We start from the raw sequence: 18,814 nt of genomic DNA on the forward strand, positions 1-18,814 counted from the left end.
CGTTTCTTTTTCTTTCTGAATCTTATTTTTGGTTTTTCTTGTGTCTAGTGTTAATTGTTCATGTGAATTGAGCTGTAATATGCATTTGTCAAATCAATACCTCGAGCCATAAATACGAGATTTTGACATTTCACTTTGAATGAAAAGTCAAAAGTATATTAATTCTTATATTCAATCTGTGACTTAAAATCACAAGTTAAATCAAAGGTTATCTTTTCCTATAAATTCCATTACTTAACTATAAATATTCATGGCTAAAATAATTGGGTTCGGTTGTGATTGGCACAGCTGTTAAGTTAGGAAGTGGGACTAATGTTGAAACGTAAAGCTTTACAATTAGCTGTATCGGTCGGCATGGCGGCCATGTCTAGCGCTGTTTATGCGAATGGTTCAGACATGACGAATCCAGATTCAGGCGTTGTGGTTGGTTATTGGCATAACTGGTGTGATGGTGCGGGTTATCAAGGTGGCAATGCGCCCTGCGTGACGTTGAATGAAGTGAATCCTATGTACAACATCGTGAATGTGTCGTTCATGAAGGTTTACGATGTGGCGGATGGTCGAATTCCAACGTTTAAATTGGACCCTACCATTGGGCTTTCTGAAGAACAATTTATTGGCCAAATTTCTGAACTCAACAAGCAAGGTCGTTCTGTACTTTTGGCTTTGGGTGGTGCTGATGCACACGTAGAGCTAAAAACAGGTGATGAAAGAGCCTTTGCTGATGAGATTATCCGCCTTACTGAGCGTTACGGTTTCGATGGCCTAGATATCGACCTTGAACAAGCAGCCGTAACCGCAGCAAACAACCAAACCGTGATTCCAGATGCACTTAAGCTAGTGAAAGACCATTATCGTGCAGAAGGTAAAAATTTCCTTATTACTATGGCGCCTGAGTTCCCTTATCTAACGACAGGCGGTAAGTACGTTCCTTACATTGATAATCTAGAGGGTTATTACGACTGGATTAACCCACAGTTCTACAACCAAGGTGGCGATGGCATTTGGGTTGAAGGCGTGGGTTGGATCGCGCAAAACAATGATGCGCTAAAACAAGAGTTCATCTACTACATTTCTGATTCTCTAATTAATGGTACGCGTGGATTCCACAAGATCCCACACGACAAACTTGTGTTTGGTATACCTTCAAGTATCGATGCAGCAGCAACCGGATTTGTTCAAGAGCCAAAAGATTTGTACGACGCGTTTGATAGCCTAACGGCGCAAGGTCAACCCCTGCGCGGCATAATGACGTGGTCTATTAACTGGGACATGGGTACAAACAAGAACGGTCAACAATACAACGAACAATTTATTAAAGATTACGGCCCGTTTGTACACGGTCAAGTGACGCCCCCACCAGTAGAGGGTGAACCTGTCATGAAAGGTGTTGAAAGTACGCGTGTTCTTCACAGTCGTCCATTTGACCCATTGGAAGGTGTAACGGCAATAGACAAAGAAGACGGCGATCTAACTTCATCAATCGATGTTGAAGGTTATGTTGAAACCAGTGTCATCGGTACTTACGTTTTGACTTACCGAGTGAAAGACAGCGATAACAACGAAACCACTAAGGCGAGAACGGTAGAGGTTTACAGCCAGAAGCCAGTATTCAATGGTGTTTCTGATACAACCGTTGTACTTGGTACTGCATTTGCCCCAATGGTTGGTGTAACTGCTAACGATGCAGAAGATGGTGACCTAACGAGTTCTATCACACACTCGGGTAGTGTCGACGTGAATGAAATGGGCAACTACACGCTTGTATATAGTGTGACAGACAGCGCTCACCAAACCGTTAACGCAGAACGTAACGTGTCTGTGACTGATGGCTCTAACTGTGCTGCTGCATGGGATGCTGATACCGTTTATGTTGAAGGCGACCAAGTATCTCATGACGGTTCAACGTGGGGAGCGGGTTGGTACACTCGTGGTGAAGAGCCAGGAACGACAGGAGAGTGGGGCGTTTGGAGAAAAGTATCAGACTCTTCATGTGGCGGTAACCCAGATCCGGGCGATGACTTAGCGCTTTCAGTTTCGGGCCTTCAGTCAGAATATGCGCCGGAGAGCGGCAATGTTCGTTTAGCTCTAACACTGACATCAAATGAAGCGTTGGATGTTACGGCTATGGTAATCAACAGTGCAGGTACTGTCGTTGATCAAACCAAAGTTAACTTAACGGACAGCCGCGCTATTACCATCGATTTGTACGATGTAACGGAAGGGCAATATGCACTTGAAGTTGTCGGTAAAGCATCTGACGGTGAAATGGTGATGGTAAACAATTCGTTCGTTGTAAAAGACGGTGGCGGAACGACGCCACCGCCAGGTGATTACCCTCCATATGAAGCGGGCAAAAACTATGCGGCAGGTGACATTGTTGTGGGTCGCGATAATGGCTTGTATGAATGTAAGCCTTGGCCATACACGGCTTGGTGTGCAAGCCCTGCTTACGCCCCTGCAGACAGTCAATACTGGCAAGACGCTTGGATAAAGCTGTAAGATCTTGGTTGAGAAACTTACAAGCTAGTTAATTAAAGCTAACGATAGAAGAGAGGTCATTTGGCCTCTCTTTTTTATGTCTTAAGTTATCTAAACTAGGCTTTCAAAACCTTAGTTAGCGTTAAATTCGGCCCTTCACATTGTATAACATAAAAATAAGAGTGATTATCAATTGTATTAATTCTGAGGAAATAGCACTATACGTATATTGAATCTTCTGTATTTTGAATATCCTTATAATGAATCTTGCCCAAGTTGACCTAAACCTACTCGTTATTCTTAAACACCTTCTTGAAGAGAAGCACGTATCAAACACAGCCTTGGCGTTGGACATGAGCCAACCGACGGTGAGTCGTTCACTACAAAAGCTACGAACGGTATTCAACGATGACTTGTTAGTCCGCGCAGCCTATGGTTATGAGTTAACCCCGAAAGCAGAAGTTATTAAGCAAGACCTCAACTCTGTGCTCACACGCCTTGAGAAATTGGTCCATGGAGACGTATTTGAACCGGAGACGAGTAATAGTACCGTTCGGTTCTTTGGCTTGGTTCCTCAGGTTTCACACCTTTTGCCAAAAGTCGTGGCGCAAATCCGCAAGCAAGCACCGAATATGCTTGTCGATATCGACTCGATTCCTAAACGACACTTTGAACCTCTGTTATCAGGTGATGCGCACTTTGTATTGTCGACGCATGAACCATTAAGTTCTGAACAAAACTTGTATCGAATGTTCGTAATCAGTCGCGATTATCGGTTATTGATGAGCAAAGACCACCCTCTGGCGGATAAAGAGATCACCGTTGATGATTTATTGAGTAGCCAACTCGGCCAGATCTCACTGCAAGGGGATAAGAAGCTCTCGATTGAAAGTCGTTTCAAAGATTTGGGCTTGATTGATAAGCAGCGTCAGTTATCAATACCGATTCAACTGTCTAACTTTAATGTCGCACCGGACATGGCTGAAGCGACCGATATCATCTTTCACCTGCCGACACCTTTCGCTCAACAAGCAGCAAAACAGAGAAACCTTGTTTGTAAACGCGTACCCAAAGCGATCAGGAGCCCATCAGAAGACGTATATCTTTACTGGCATAAACGTTTCCACAATGACCCTATGTGTCGTTGGATTCGTGAACTATTTAAAGAGATATACTCCTAAATCATCTGGCACCTGAATGTTACTGGTTTAATGCTAATGAATTGAATATATGTTGTCTATGTTATTTAAGAAATGAATAATCATAATGAATTTTCAACATGAAACTTTCGTTGATTGGAGTGGTAACTGGTTGTTTAATGCAAACCATTATCATTACTAATTACATATAAGAATAAATATCATGTCTGAGAAATCTCTTTTGATTCGTAAACCTCTTATGATTCGTAAACCCCTTTCGGTCGCAGTAGCTGTTATTTGCACCTCACTTTCGGCTAACGTGTTTGCGCAAAAAGAAACGCAAGTTACAGATGAACAAATGGTTGTTACGGCAACTCGTACTGAAATGGCTCTAAAACAAGCGCCAGCTTCAATGTCGGTTATCACCGCTCAAGACATCGAAGACAGCCCTGGAATCACTTTGGCTGACATCGTTGCAGAATCAACGAGTGTGGAATCTGATTTTGATAGCACACGTGCTGGCCGTCAGATGATCTCTATTCGTGGTATGGATTCAGACTATACGCTTATCATGGTGAATGGTCGTCGCTTAAGCTCTGCAAGTGCCATCATTCGTGGTAACGATTTCGATCTCTCGACTATTCCCGCTGAGTCAATCGAACGTGTTGAAATCATCCGCGGCCCAATGTCTGCACTTTACGGTTCAGATGGTATGGGTGGCACAATCAACATCATCACCAAAGCTCCAGAAAATGATTGGAGCTCAACGATTAACATGGACACTTCATCTCCATTAGACGGAGATGGTGGGGAAGAATATTCTGTTGGTTTTACCACGTCCGGTGCACTAATTGATGATGAGTTGTTTGCGCGTTTTTCTTTAAATCAAACCTCGCGTGACGCATGGCAACCATATACTGGTAATGGTCGAGAAAATATTACCGCTCTTGAGGAACGCGACACTTTAAGTTTGCTTGCCAACCTGACATGGAACATGACAGACAATCAGACGATTGATTTAGACCTTGGCTATAGTGACGATAAACGTGATGGTTTAGCTGAGTATGCTACAGGTTTGAACCTCGTGGACAGTAATGTTGTACGTAACAGTCAAGCGATTACACACAGCGGTTTTTGGAGCTGGGGTGACACACAAGTTCGTTACTCTCGTGAAAACGTGACAGATAATGATGCAGCTGATCTAGGTAACAATTACAGTAGTGATGTAGAAGAGCTAACTCAAATAGTAGAAGCATCAGCGACGACTTATCTTGGTGAGAGTCACACCGTAACTTTTGGTATGGACTACCAGTTGAGCGAATTGACCAACAAAGAAAACTTGATCAATGGTACATCAGAAGCGTATCAAGGTGCTTTGTTTGTTCAAGACCAGTGGTTGATGACTGAACAACTCACCGCAACCATTGGTGGGCGTTTAGATAAGCACGAATTGTACGGTGAAGAATTCAGCCCGCGTGTGTACTTAGTTCACCAAACGACTAATGATCTCATCATCAAAGGTGGTGTGGGTAAGGCTTTCAAAGCACCTTCGTTGACTCAAAACCAAGCCGACTACACGGTTAATAGCTGTAAGGGAGCGTGCGATTTATATGGCAACGAAAACCTGAAGCCTGAAACGAGCTTGAACTATGAAATTGCAGCAATATACAACCAACCACGTTGGAATGTTGAAGGTGCCTTGTTCCGCAACGAAATCAACGACCTTATTGATCGCGATGAAACGTACTGCGAGAACGGTGGAGTGTTTGAATCAGGTAAAGGTTGCGCGGACAGTTCTAGCTCAACTGGCTATGTGAAAGGGAAGCGTACTTATACCAATGTATCTGAGGCGGTGGTTCAAGGTGCAGAACTTACGGGTCAATTCCAGATTACCGATGAGTGGGGCGTGTCTGGTAACTACACGTTCTTAGACACAGAAGATAAGTCAACGGGTGAAGAACTGCTTGAGCGTTACAAGCATTCAGGTTTAGTTAAACTGAACTGGAGCCCAACTTTCGATCTGAATACCTTTATTAGTGCGCGTTACCGTGGCGAACGCAATATCGAAAGCGACTTAACGCAAGATGCATACACTACTTTAAACATTGGTGGCGTATACAACATTAATGATTCGGTTAGAGTGCGTGCAGGTATTACTAACTTGACTGATGAAGCTGTATCACAAGAGCTAGAGAGTATGGGTTATGTTGAAGAGCCACGTACTTACTACGTAGGTATGACAGCGGACTTCTAATCAATCTGTGTTTGATTTGGTAGGAAGAGACATATAGAAACGAAGAACCCACATTGGCTCGATACTCTATAAAGAGAACGGCGAGTGTGGGTTCTTTTTTGTGTGCTTGTATCGGTTTAATTCGTTTGGAATTGGCTTACCTAGATTTTTACACAAGTGACCAAAGCATTACCTGATTTGGTATCCCAAGGCAGCAGCTTGTCATAATCGTGTTCAAAAATATGAACCTCAAAGTGGGGCTTCAATATATCGATCAACTCCTTAAACGAGAATGCCACCATAGGGTGTTCGTCATCCCATACTTGAGTTTCACCCGCAGTCGTTTTTTCTATGCTTAGTTTTAACATTTGCTTGCTACCTTCGCCGGAGTAATACCAACCTGAGCGAAAGGTAAAGTCATCATGTTCTTTGTTTGCCGTATGTCGAACAAACAAGTCATTGCTGATCTTCTCTTTATCAACCACGTTGAAGCAGAAGACACCTTCAGGTTTCAAAGCTCGGTGGACGCTTGCAATGCACTCTTTTAGTCTCTCAATACCGTCGTTGTAATGGATGGAATACAAGAAACAAGTGATAAGATCGAGCGGTTCTGAGACCTCAAAGTTACTCATGTTTTGTACTGAAAATTTAGCTTCAGGGCAACGAACTTGAGCAATGTCGAGCATTGGTTTATTCAGATCAAGGCCACTACTTTGATAGCCGTAATCAATAAAATGGCGAACGTGTGGTCCAGTGCCACATCCAAGGTCGAGGTGTGTTTTTCCTTTATTTCCAAAAATCTGATGTAACCTACGAACGCAGTCACTCTGCGCTTGGTAGTCAATATCGACACACATTAAATCATAGTAACCGGATAGGTCGGTATAGAGTGCGTTGGCGGACATGTTTGCCTGCAGCATTTGCTGAAAAAATTGGGGTGGCGCATAGTAAACTAGAACTTAAAAATAACAAGGAAATCTTGAAGATTAATATAGACTCTCATAAATAGGTAGTAAGTGTGAACTTACGAGCTTGTCACTGATCCCAATATATCCTTTATTGGTTACTATAAGTTCAGTGCGATAAAGGATACGAACCTATGGAAGCGAGGTATGGTGTACACGGTTTCCTGAGGGTAGACTTAGTAACTGTATCTAAAACGGATAAAAAATTATTAAGGATAATTAAAGAATTATGGAAATAAAAATTGATGATTTGTCGGGTGGAGAGGTTATTGAGCTACTCGAAGAGCATTTAGCTGATATGTATGCGACATCGCCACCAGAAAGCGTTCATGCATTGGATCTTGATGCTTTGAAATCACCAGAGATTACTTTTTTCAGTGCGTGGAAAGACAGTCAGTTGTTGGGCTGTGTGGCTATAAAAGAGCTTGACATACAACACGCTGAATTGAAGTCGATGAGAACTTCGCAGTTTGCAAGAAAGTCTGGTGTTGCTAGCCAACTTTTACAACATGTTTTAGATACCGCAACCGCTCGCCAATATCGACGTATTAGCCTAGAAACGGGATCGGAAGACTACTTTAAGCCAGCGCGTAATTTGTACCAAAAATTTGGCTTTGGTTACTGTGAACCTTTTGCTAATTATGTGTTAGATCCACACAGCCAGTTCATGACTATTGAGTTACGTTAAGAGGCTAACCTTTGATGCCGACTTACTTCGCAGGTTTCTCCCTTGGCCTTTCGCTGATTCTTGCGATTGGCTCTCAAAATGCGTTTGTTTTAAAGCAAGGGCTTAAGAACCAACACGTATTGGCAGTTTGCGCTGTGTGTGCCATTTCTGATGCCTTACTCATTAGTTTTGGCGTGACAGGCTTTGGTGCAATCGTTAAGCAGTTCCCACAAATTGAACAGTTCGCCCGTTATGGTGGGGCTATATTTTTGGGTGTCTATTCATTCTTAAGCTTCCGTTCAGCATTTACTGAAAACCACGCATTAGAAGCCACTACAGAAACTAAAGACTCGCTAACCAAAGCAGTTACCATGTGTTTAGCGTTTACTTGGCTTAATCCGCATGTGTATCTGGATACTGTGGTATTGCTGGGTTCTATCTCTACACAATATCAACCAAATCAAATGTTGTTTGGTGCAGGTGCAGTATCGGCTTCATTCGTGTTCTTTTTTTTACTTGGCTATGGCGCTCGCTTCTTAGCTCCAATGTTTAAGAACCCGAGATCATGGAAGGTGTTGGAATTTGTTGTAGGAGTGATCATGGCATCTATTGCACTATCTTTGGTTGTTTAGCTTGACTCTGTTTTCGTTAACTTCTCCTCATCAGTTGAACACTGATGGGGAAAAGTCCGGCTTGTTAGCTCGTTAATTAGTAATTAGCACTGTATCCCTCCGTCTTGCCTCCCTAGCTATTAATTGTTCTTTGCAAAGATTTCGCATTTCTCTGTTGGTTTCAAACGCCTTGATAACACCAAATTAAATTATTTCGTGAAATAACGAATTATTCTTCGTCTTTTGAATTTTTGGTTCGTCTTAGAGGTGTAAAAAGAAATTATTAACCTGATTCGGAGTCAAAAATGATTAAATTGATTAGCTTTAAAAACTGCCCATTTGTTCAACGTGTAATGGGTTCACTAGTAATGAAAAACGTACCGTTTGAAATTGAGTACATTGAGCTGAATAACAAACCACAGTGGTTTTTGGATATCTCACCGAACGGGCAGGTACCTGTATTAATTACAGAGAACGACACCGTCCTTTTTGAATCTGATGCAATTGTTGAGTACCTAGACGATAAATATACGCCGATTGAAGAGGTTTCACCCGAGCAGAAAGCACTCGACCGTGCTTGGTCTTATCAAGCGAGTAAACATTACATGCCACAGTGCGGCACCATGGCGAGTAAAGACAAAGATACATTTGAAACACGCTTAGCCAATTTACAAAAGGCGTTCCTAAAGGCAGAGAAAAAACTGGGTGATACTGAGTTCTTTAAAGGGGATTACATCTCTAACGTCGACATCGCTTGGTTACCACTGTTACACCGAGCATTTGTTATTAAAGAGCGTTCAGGCTTCGATATGCTCGAAGGCTTCCCGAAAGTACAGAAGTGGCAAGCGGCGCTGATTGAATCTGGATTGACCGATAAAACCGTTCCAGCGGACTTTATTGACAAGTTCAGTGGCTTCTATTTAACGAACAATTACTTGGCAAGCCTAGCAGAAGCTCGCTAAATAAAGATTAAGTAATTTATGGCGTATAGTTTAGTCCACAGACAACTAAAACCGCTCTAACGTTGAGCGGTTTTTTTATGTCAAAAATAATGATTGGTCACGCTATGGGCATAGTTGATCCAAAGCCTGAAATTAGTTGGTTTTCACAAGCTTATAAACGGTAAATAATGCTAACTCATTTGGTAGTTGATCGGTATTTTGGTAAATTAAAGCTATTACCGACTTCCAGTGAGCAGCAATGAAGATTCTTCACACGTCCGATTGGCACCTTGGCCAAAACTTCTACAATAAAAGCCGTAAGAATGAACATGAACGGTTTTTACAATGGTTACTTGAGCAAGTTACTGAGCACAACATCGACGCGATCATTGTTGCTGGCGATATTTTCGATACCAGCACACCGCCGAGTTACGCTCGTGAGATGTATAACAAGTTTGTGGTCGATTCGAACAAGATCGGCTGCCAATTGGTGTTGTTAGGTGGAAATCACGATTCGGTGTCTGTGCTTAAAGAGACACAACAGCTGCTCAAATACATGGGCGCAGATGTGATTCCTAATACCAATGAAGATCATGCGACTCAGGTTGTCGAACTAAAAGGCAAGAACGGCGATGTAGAAGCGCTGGTTTGTACCATTCCCTTTATTCGCCCTCGCGATGTATTGACTAGCCAGGCGGGTGTCACAGGCGTTGAGCGTCAGAAGCAACTCGGCGATGCAATCAAACAGCACTACCAAAGTGTTTATGATGCCGCTGTAGAAAAACGTGCGACGTTTGAAAACAGCGAGCACATGCCGATTATCGCTACTGGTCATTTAACAGCGATGGGTGTTCAACAATCGGATTCTGTGCGTGATATCTATGTCGGTAACCTTGATGGTTTCGCCGCTGATGGTTTCCCAGATGCCGATTATATTGCACTTGGTCATATCCACCGTCCACAAGTGGTGGCAAAGCGTGAATATATTCGTTATTGCGGCTCACCAATCCCATTAAGCTTTGATGAACTTAAGTCTCAGAAACAAGTGTGTGTGGTTGAGTTTGTTGAGGGCGTGCGCACCATTTCTCAATTGTCAGTTCCAACGTTCCAACCGCTTGCTGAAATCAAAGGCGACTTAAGTGAGATCGAATCTCAGCTGAACCAATACTTAGGTTTAGATAGCGAACAAAGCGTATGGTTATCGATAGAAGTGCAAGCGCAAGATTACTTATCTGATTTGCAAGAGCGTATGCGTTCATTGACTGACGGTTTGAATGTGGAAGTACTTCAACTGCGCCGAGCAAGAGAGCGTCGTAATCAAGCATTAGAGCAAGAGTCAGCAGAAACCTTATCTGAACTGAGCCCGATGGATGTGTTTAGCAAGCGTATTGCCTTAGAAGAGTTTGAAACCGATTCTGAAAAAGCGCGTTTAGAGCGCATGACGGTGAAGTTTAAACAAGTGATGGTCGAAGTGTCTGAAAGCGCTCAAGCGCCAAACAAAGTAGAAGAGTAACCAGTATGAAGATTTTAAGCCTAGAATTTGAAAACCTGAACTCTTTGAAAGGGCGTTGGAAGCTCGATTTTACCCAATCACCGTTTGCAGAAAATGGCCTGTTCGCGATTACTGGCCCAACAGGAGCGGGTAAAACCACCATTCTTGATGCGATTTGTTTGGCATTGTTCCACCGCACACCGCGTTTGAAGAGTATCGCCAAAGGCAACAATGAATTAATGACGCGTGGCACGGGTGAGTGTTTTGCTGAGCTAGAGTTTGAAGTTCAGGGCAAAACGTACCGCTCTAACTTCCACCAAAAGCGAGCTCGCGGAAAGCACGATGGCGCATTACAAACGCCAACGTGTGAATTTGCGGATGCGGACACCGATAAAGTCTTAGAGACTATGTTGACCAAGAAGACAAAGTTGGTGGAGCAGGTAACGGGTCTCGATTTTTCACGCTTCACTAAATCCATCATGTTGTCTCAGGGTGAGTTTGCGGCGTTCTTAAATGCAAATGCTAACGACCGTGCAGAGCTACTTGAAGAGCTGACGGGTACAGAAGTCTATAGCCTGATTTCTGAGCGCATCTACGATCATTTCAAGTCGAGTGAAGAGTCGCTTAATCACCTTAAAGCGAAAGCAGAAGGTGTGAGCTTACTGTCTGAAGAGCAAATCAAAGAGCTAACCGCAGAACGAGAAACGCTAGAAGCTGAGCAGAAGCGTTTAGCCGAGCAATTAAAAGAGTGGCAAGCGCATCTAAGCTGGTGGAAAGACGTGACCAAAGCTGAGCAAACTATTGCGACCAGTGAGCACGATCTTAAAACCACTCAAGATGAACTAGACCGTAACCAACCTTTACTAGAGCGTTTGGCAAACAGTGAGCCAGCTGAAAAGCTGCGCCCAATGCACAAAGATTTAAAGCGTTGTGAACAAGAGGTGAATACTACTCAAGCTCACTTAGATAACAGCACTAAGTTACTTGCTGTTCGTGATGCGGAAAAGCAAGACGCGCAAACTAAACTGACTCTAAGCAGTGACGCTGTTCAGAAGATAAAAGCCGAACAACAAGATCAAGAGAAGATCATTGAACAGGTTCGCCCTCTAGATAACCAAATCGCCGTACTCAAAGATAAGCAAACTGCGGCCTGTAATGCAGCGAATACGCTAAACGAGCAACATACGCAGCAGCGCAATAAACAGGTCGTTTTGGTTCAAAAAATAGATGCACTAAAGCAACAAGATCAACTGAGCGTTGAGTACCTAAATACGCATCAAGCTGACCAACATCTGGAAAAATACTTAGGTCAATGGCAAGCAAAGGTAGAGCAAGTTCGTACCCTTGAGCGTCAGCATTCAGAACAACTAAATTCAGCGAAGCAAGCTTTGTCTGCGGTTGATGCACAGCAAACGATCATCAAATCGGCGCAAGAAGCTAAAGCCACGCAAGATAAAACTTTAGCTGAATTGGTTGTGCTAGAGAGTAGTGCAAAGCAACAGTGGGAAGCATTGCAAGGCAACACCAGCGAACAAGTATTGAATGCGCAAAAAGATCTGTTGGAGTTTTGGAATCGCAATACGCATTCATTACTTGAGATCAATCGTGGTTTCCTAAATGCCCAACAACAACTGCACGCAAAAACACAGGCTCATCAAACTAACACTCAGAAAGTCGACAAGCTTTCGAAAGAACGTGAAGTGCTGGTGGAGCGATATAAAGAGAAAGAGACTTCGCTTGAGCGATTAACGCGTTTGATTGATCAAGAAGGCGAGTTGGCGAAATACCGTGCAGCTCTAGAATCAGGCTCTGAGTGCCCGCTGTGTGGTTCAACAGACCATTCGATTGAGCAGTCGCAAGATATTGCAAACTTGGTTGCTCAACAAGAGCGTGAAAAGCATGAGTTAGCGATCATCAAGAAAGACGGTCAAGAGCATCGTCAACAGTTAGATTCTCTTGCTCCTATGATTACCGCACTTAACGATGACATTCAACGTGCGCAAGCGGATATGCAGCAGGCTCAACTGAACTGGCAAGGTGTAATCGGCAAGCTTCAACAGAGCTTATCGGATTTCGTTGGCATGGCTCCTGAACTGGTGCTGCTAACGATTAATGATTTAGGTAATGAAGCTACAGTCGCGACCTTTGCTCAGCAGTGTGAAGTTCAACTAAGTCAGAGCTCACAGCAACTCAAAGCGTTGGCTGATGCTAAAGCGCATTACGCCGAAGCTGAGAAACAACGCCTGTCTGTAAGTGTTATGGCTGACAAGGCGCAGTCTAATCTAGAGTTGGCCGAGCAACGCTTAGCGGATCTGAATAAGCAAAATCACAGCACGAACGAACAAGTGGCTCAGATAGCTCAAGCGAAAGAACAGCAATGGAGCGCTTTGAAAGAGAGCATTGTTCAAACGGCTATCGAAGCACCTGAACTTGAGCATATTGATGATTGGTTTACTGCGAAATTGCAAGCGTCAAGCACATGGCAGCAAACCAAACAGCAACAGGCCGATATTGAGAAGCAACTGATTACTCAAAGTGCCGAACTGAATACCTTAGATGACAAGCTAAGTAGCGCAGAGAAAGAGCTCGCGACACTGACGCAACAGAGTGAGTCTTTAGTGTCAGAACTCACTCGTGTAACGGCTGAAAGAACAGAGTTGTTTGGTGACAAAGACATTCAAGCCACCAGCAATGCGATGAAGCAAAAAGTCACTGAAGCGGTAAATGCATTTGATGCCGCTCAGTTAGTGCTTAACCGTTGCGAACTGGAACATCGAACTGAGCAAACTAAACACATTAGCTTCTCTGAAGAGTTGACTAGCAAGCAGTCAAGTTACACACAAGCGACAAATGCTTGGCTAGAAGCACTGAAAACTAGCCCATTCGAAGATGAGGCTAATTTTGAAGCAGCGTTGTTAGACGAAGAGGTTAGAACTCAACTTCAAAGCCTGAAGAAGTATTTAGACGAAGCGATTGTCAGTGCGAAAACAAGGTTGAACACAGCTAAAGCGGCGCAAGTGGAGCTACAAAACCACGAAAATGCTAAAGCATGGCAAGAGCAAGACCAACAGCAAGTTGAAGAAGCGACCACTGAGTGTCAAAACGCACAACAAAGCCATGCGACCAAGATCGGCGCGATTTCGGCCAATCTTGAAACGGATAGCCAGAATCGTAGTAATCAGCAAGATCTGTTCAAGCAGATCGACGAGCAGCAGCTCGAGTTTGATGATATTTCACGTCTGAACTCACTTATCGGTTCTAAGAACGGCGACAAGTTCCGTAAGTTTGCTCAAGGTCTAACACTGGAAAACTTGGTGTATTTGGCGAACAAGCAGCTACAGCGTTTGCATGGTCGTTATGAGCTAAAACGTAAAGCCGATGATGGCCTAGAACTGCAAGTGCTCGACACATGGCAGGGCGATGTGATGCGTGATACCAAGACTTTGTCGGGCGGCGAAAGCTTCTTGGTGAGTTTGGCGTTGGCATTAGCGCTTTCTGATCTTGTGAGCTACAAAACCAGTATTGATTCCCTGTTCCTAGATGAAGGTTTCGGCACGTTAGATAGCGACACATTGGACATTGCACTTAACGCGCTCGATAACCTGAACGCGTCAGGCAAGATGATTGGTGTCATTAGTCACGTTGAAGCGCTGAAAGAGAGAGTGCCAGTTCAGCTTAAAGTGACGAAACACTCCGGACTTGGCGTGAGTGAGATGGAGAAGCAGTACAAGGTAGTTGCTTAGCTTTTAGTCGTATTCATTAGCGCAGAAATAGAGGCAGAGCTAGACCAAGCAGATCCCCGATTCAGTCGTCCCTCCTTCTCGAGGATGACGGAGTCGGGAGTCGTGTTCAATCACTACGCCGTCACTCCCTAAAGCGAGGAACGAGCGCAATAGGGAATCTCTAGAAAACGCAGGAAGTGGACTCATCGAAAAGGAAACGGACATGCACAAGAAGCCCCATTTACCAACTAAGACATGTCCTATTTGCCAAAAGCCTTTCTCATGGCGTAAAAAGTGGCAGCGCTGTTGGGATGATGTGATCTACTGTTCAGAACGTTGTCGTCGTCATAAGCCAACTTTGGCGTAATTTCTGTTCGTTTTTAGAACACGTTAATAGTTTCGTCATTCATTTCTTAAGTTAATATTTCTATCTGTCAGATAAGTGATGTATAAAGGCGGCATGAAGATACCTAAAAGAATACAGCCCTTAGTTGACGATGGTTTAGTCGACGAGGTGACAAGCCAATTAATGAGTGGCAAAGAAGCGTCAGTGTACATAGTACGCTGCGGCGATACGATCCGTTGTGCCAAGGTATATAAGGAAATTAGCCAACGCAGCTTCAAAAAAGCGACCGCGTATCGTGAAGGCCGAAAAGTCCGAAACAGCCGCCGTGCTAGAGCGATGGAAAAAGGCTCTGGATTTGGTCGAGAACAGCAAGAGAAAGTGTGGCAAAACGCTGAAGTTGATGCCTTATATAAACTGGCAGAAGCGGGTGTTCGTGTGCCTGTGCCTTATGGCTGTTTTGATGGCGTGCTGCTTATGGAGCTAGTCACTGATGATGACGGTTATGTTGCTCCAAGATTGAACGATGTTGTGATGCCGCCAGAACAAGCGATTGAACATCATGCAGTGATGATGACTTACGTGGTTAAAATGCTTTGCGTTGGTTTGATTCATGGTGACTTGTCGGAGTTCAACGTATTGGTTGATGAATACGGACCTGTGATTATCGATTTACCACAAGCTGTCGACGCTTCGGCTAATAACAACGCCGAGTGGATGTTGGCTCGTGATATCAATAACATCCGTGATTATTACGCTCAGTTTGCCCCTGAATTGGCAAAAACCGAGTATGCCAAGGAAATGTGGGCTTTATACGAGAAAGGCGACTTGAAGCCAGATAGTAAGCTGACGGGCGAGTTTACGGAAACGGACGATTTGGCTGATATTGAAGCCATTATGCAAGAGATAGATGCTGCGCGAGTTGAAGAACAACACCGACGTGAACGTGTTAAAGAAGAAAAAGATGGTGTCGATGATAGCAAGTTCAATTGGGCCGAATAATCGTGAACATCGTTTTTGATCTTTAGTTAAATGTCAGTCATAACGCCTTAACAAACTAAGGCGTTCTTTCAAAGAAAACAACCCAATAGAGCTTCAACTCTGTTGGGTTGTCTTTTTTAGCACTGATCAAATTTTACCATTCATCAAAGCTAGCGATTGGTATTATTCACTACCAAGTCAATTGCGCACCATCATACGCGTAAAAGTGCCCACTGTTATCAGGTGTGGCAGTGCGAATGATATCCACCAATTGATGGGCGACATAGCGTGTCTCAAACAACTTACCTTCAGGGACATTGGTCTGAAAAGGCTTCGACAGAGCTGTGTCTGTTGTGCCTGGGTGTAGAGCCAACACGGTGCCTTTCTTAAGGGTACGCTGCCATTCAATCGACATGGTTTTAATGAACATGTTGAGGGCTGCTTTCGATGAGCGATAGCTATACCAGCCGCCTAAGCGGTTATCTGAAATGCTACCGACTTTGGCTGACACTACAGCAAACTTTGGATTGTCACTGGCTTTAAGAATTGGCGTGAAGTGTTTTGCCAGCAATAAACTGGGTAGGGTATTCACAGAGATGTTTTTCAGGAAAAATTCAGGGTCAATGGACGACAAGTTCTTCTCTGGACCAAGTTTCGGTGTATGAAGCATACCCACGCAGTTGATCAACCAATCAAGTTGGTCAAACTCAGAACTCAAGCGCTTGATATCCGCTTCGTCGGTGGCGTCGACTTTGTGCCAGTTTAAGCGGCTGTTTTCTAGTTCAGGTTGTTGAGAGTGGTAAGTTGCGTCGACATGTACATCCAGAAAATCAAACCGAGAGAGCTCAGACAATAGGTGTTTAACCACGGCGAAACCGATACCGCCACTCCCACCGACCACCAATATATGTAATCTGAGTTGCTCCACCATTATAAGTTCTCCAAGTTTGTGATTCGTTGTTCTGCGGTCTCGAGTATCGCTTGTTGATCTTGCTCGTCCATATTGTCCCAAGAGCGATATAACATGCCCATGCGTGGGTTACGGTTTAACGCATCGCGGTGTTGGTTCATAAAGCGCCAGTACAAGCTATTGAATGGGCAAGATTGCTTGCCGCTGCGTTCCTTTATCTTGTAGTGACAACCTTTACAGTAGTCGCTCATTCGGTTGATATAGGAACCGCTGGCAGAGTATGGTTTGGTTCCGACTATCCCGCCATCCGCAAACAGTGCCATACCTCGCGTATTTGGCATTTCAACCCACTCAATCGCGTCGACGTATATACCAAGGTACCAACTGTCGACTTGGTCAGGGTCTATGCCAGTGATTAAACAGAAGTTGCCAGTGATCATTAACCGTTGGATGTGGTGCGCGTAAGCAAACTCAAGAGACTGGTCAATCGCATGCTTCATGCAGTTCATCTTGGTTTGTCCGTCCCAAAAGTAATGGGGTAGGTTGTTGCTTGCTGAATAATGGTTTTTGTTGGCGTATGAAGGCATGTTTGCCCAATAAACGGCGCGTATGTATTCTCTCCAACCTAGAATTTGGCGTATGAATCCTTCGACTTGGGCGATATCGATAGTGGGTGTGTTTAGCTTAGAAGAAGCCTGATAAGCCGAAAGTGCCGTATCAATCACTTCTTTAGGGCTTAGCAGTTTGCTGTTCAGCGAGAACGAAATACGGCTATGGTACAAACTCCACTTTGAATCGTGCTCGGTTGTCATTGCATCCTGAAACTGCCCAAACAGTGGCAAACAGACTTGGCAGAAGTGAGCAAGTAGAGACAAGCTTTGTGCACGGTTAACTGGCCAGAGTAATTGATCGCCAACTTCACCAATGGTTTTAACTTGATGACGTTCGATGCGTTCTAAAAACGCGGAAATGTCGTTGGCAAACATCAGAGGTTGAGGCAGGCTTTCAATGTCTTGTTTCTTGAGTTTCTTTCGATTGTTTGCATCGTAATTCCATTTGCCGCCAACTGGTTTCCCGTCTTCTAACAAAATGTCGAAACGCTTTCTCATTCTGCGATAGAAGTGTTCCATCATGATGTGTTTGTCTTTCGGAAACTGTTGTTCGATCTCTTCGAATGGAAAAAGGAAGTGTTCCGTATCACAACAACCTTTGGTCGTATTAGTGAGCTTTAGCTTGTTCATCTGCTCTAAAAGGCGATATTCATCTGGCCTTTGATATTCGAATTTCTGTGCGCCGAATTCGTGTACGTAGTGTTGCAACAGAGCATCGAGATTTTCAAATTGAGTCGTGTCATCCAGAGTGAGGTGGAGTACCTGATGACCTTGTTGTTTGAGCTCGTCGGCAAAGTAGTCCATCGCAGAGAAAAAAGCGGCCACCTTTTGGATGTGCGATGCAACGTAGTCAGTCTCCTGCTTAAGTTCGGCAATGATATAAATGACGTCGTCATCAACTTGTTGAAACCAAGAGTGCTGGATATTGAGTTGGTCGCCTAAGATAAGGCGCACGGTTTTAAAGTTCATAACACATCCTGATTGTTGGTTAAGACAGGTTCTTTGCTGCTCGCATTCCACTTATTGATAAACGCATGGGCTGGATCGTACATATCCGTTTGAATAGCCAAGTCTAAATAGTGCGATTTGTTAATTATTAGACGCTTACGAGTTGATAAGCTGACAAGATCACAAATGATTGTTTTAAAAAGGTAATGACTGAACTAAGCGTAAAGAAGGGGGGGGGATCGGGGGGCAAGCCAACCAATAATACCGATAGAGGTTGGCAATACAGGACGTTTTAAAATTTCGAACTGCAGTAGCTAATCCATTGGAACAATTAGAATATCGACAGGAGATGTGTCGATGATCTGTTTCGAATGGGAAATGATTTTATGCCAAAAGTCATGGTGATGGCCACATAGCAATAGGTCGACGCCGTTTACTTCGATGGTGTTTTTGAGCTTATCGTTCAAATCCCCCGTTCCTACGAATATGTGCTTGATTGGGTGTTTAGCGTAGGACTCAAACTCTTTCAGATGCTTAACTGCATCTTCATTGATCGGTAAGTCACCTTCATTTCCCTGAATATCGACGAGTTCTGGATAAATCTCTCCATGAGTGCCGTCGATATAAACAAACGAAATGCCAGCTTCCAGTTTGTCTGCGAAAAAGGTCGCTCGATCAATCAGAATCTTAGTGTCGTCAGACATTTCAACTGCGACCAGAATATGTCGGTATTCCATAATTAAAGCCTCGTGTTATCAGTTATATAACAA

At 43.9% G+C, this 18,814-nt stretch carries 14 protein-coding genes; 10 read left to right on the top strand and 4 right to left on the bottom strand.

The annotated features are described in order from the left end of the window. The first annotated feature begins 312 nt into the window (after nt 1-312). The 3 genes from OCV44_RS06875 (at nt 313) to OCV44_RS06885 (ending at nt 5,874) form a co-directional block, all read left to right on the top strand. The gene (locus OCV44_RS06875; protein WP_139684006.1) at nt 313-2,502 is read left to right on the top strand and encodes an immunoglobulin-like domain-containing protein; all 2,190 of its coding nucleotides are present in this window, start codon (nt 313-315) and stop codon (nt 2,500-2,502) included. 239 nt (nt 2,503-2,741) lie between these two features. Next, nucleotides 2,742-3,662, top strand: coding sequence for a LysR family transcriptional regulator (locus OCV44_RS06880; protein WP_139684005.1), 921 nt, complete (start codon nt 2,742-2,744; stop codon nt 3,660-3,662). A 181-nt stretch (nt 3,663-3,843) separates the two neighbouring features. After that, on the top strand, nt 3,844-5,874 hold the full coding sequence (locus tag OCV44_RS06885) for a TonB-dependent receptor domain-containing protein (RefSeq protein ID WP_139684004.1): 2,031 nt from the start codon (nt 3,844-3,846) through the stop codon (nt 5,872-5,874). Nucleotides 5,875-6,014: 140 nt separating this feature from the next. On the opposite strand, the gene OCV44_RS06890 is transcribed toward OCV44_RS06885, so the two are convergent. Beyond that, entirely contained in the window at nt 6,015-6,758 is a 744-nt protein-coding gene (locus tag OCV44_RS06890) for a class I SAM-dependent DNA methyltransferase (RefSeq protein ID WP_139684003.1), read from the bottom strand. Between the two features lie 289 nt (nt 6,759-7,047). On the opposite strand from OCV44_RS06890, the gene OCV44_RS06895 reads away from it, so the two are divergent. The 7 genes from OCV44_RS06895 (at nt 7,048) to OCV44_RS06925 (ending at nt 15,596) form a co-directional block, all read left to right on the top strand. After that, nucleotides 7,048-7,506 (top strand): GNAT family N-acetyltransferase, encoded by a 459-nt coding sequence (locus OCV44_RS06895; protein WP_139684002.1) that lies wholly within the window; start codon nt 7,048-7,050, stop codon nt 7,504-7,506. A 14-nt stretch (nt 7,507-7,520) separates the two neighbouring features. Further along, a complete protein-coding gene (locus OCV44_RS06900) occupies nt 7,521-8,117 on the top strand; it encodes a LysE/ArgO family amino acid transporter (protein ID WP_139684001.1) in 597 nt (198 codons plus the stop codon). Nucleotides 8,118-8,401: 284 nt separating this feature from the next. Further along, nucleotides 8,402-9,058, top strand: a complete 657-nt coding sequence (locus tag OCV44_RS06905; RefSeq protein WP_139684000.1) for a glutathione S-transferase family protein — start codon at nt 8,402-8,404, stop codon at nt 9,056-9,058. 238 nt (nt 9,059-9,296) lie between these two features. Then, nucleotides 9,297-10,550: an exonuclease subunit SbcD gene (gene sbcD / locus OCV44_RS06910; RefSeq protein ID WP_139683999.1), complete on the top strand. Its 1,254-nt coding sequence runs from the start codon at nt 9,297-9,299 to the stop codon at nt 10,548-10,550. 5 nt (nt 10,551-10,555) lie between these two features. Next, nucleotides 10,556-14,272: an AAA family ATPase gene (locus OCV44_RS06915; RefSeq protein WP_139683998.1), complete on the top strand. Its 3,717-nt coding sequence runs from the start codon at nt 10,556-10,558 to the stop codon at nt 14,270-14,272. Nucleotides 14,273-14,474: 202 nt separating this feature from the next. Further along, the gene (locus OCV44_RS06920) at nt 14,475-14,618 is read left to right on the top strand and encodes a DUF2256 domain-containing protein (protein WP_017078065.1); all 144 of its coding nucleotides are present in this window, start codon (nt 14,475-14,477) and stop codon (nt 14,616-14,618) included. A gap of 93 nt (nt 14,619-14,711) precedes the next feature. Continuing rightward, on the top strand, nt 14,712-15,596 hold the full coding sequence (locus OCV44_RS06925; RefSeq protein ID WP_139683997.1) for a PA4780 family RIO1-like protein kinase: 885 nt from the start codon (nt 14,712-14,714) through the stop codon (nt 15,594-15,596). 169 nt (nt 15,597-15,765) lie between these two features. Here the strand turns inward: OCV44_RS06925 and OCV44_RS06930 are convergent, their stop codons facing one another. The 3 genes from OCV44_RS06930 to OCV44_RS06940 form a co-directional block, all read right to left on the bottom strand. Further along, complete coding sequence (locus tag OCV44_RS06930; protein WP_139683996.1) at nt 15,766-16,506, bottom strand: SDR family oxidoreductase; 741 nt, start codon at nt 16,504-16,506, stop codon at nt 15,766-15,768. Then, the gene (locus OCV44_RS06935; protein ID WP_139683995.1) at nt 16,506-18,065 is read right to left on the bottom strand and encodes a cryptochrome/photolyase family protein; all 1,560 of its coding nucleotides are present in this window, start codon (nt 18,063-18,065) and stop codon (nt 16,506-16,508) included. Before OCV44_RS06935 ends, OCV44_RS06930 begins: the two co-directional genes overlap by 1 nt. 293 nt (nt 18,066-18,358) lie before the next feature. Next, nucleotides 18,359-18,781, bottom strand: a complete 423-nt coding sequence (locus OCV44_RS06940) for a universal stress protein (protein WP_139683994.1) — start codon at nt 18,779-18,781, stop codon at nt 18,359-18,361. Nucleotides 18,782-18,814 lie beyond the last annotated feature (33 nt).

This window comes from Vibrio tasmaniensis, from assembly GCF_024347635.1.
Taxonomy (GTDB): domain Bacteria; phylum Pseudomonadota; class Gammaproteobacteria; order Enterobacterales; family Vibrionaceae; genus Vibrio; species Vibrio tasmaniensis.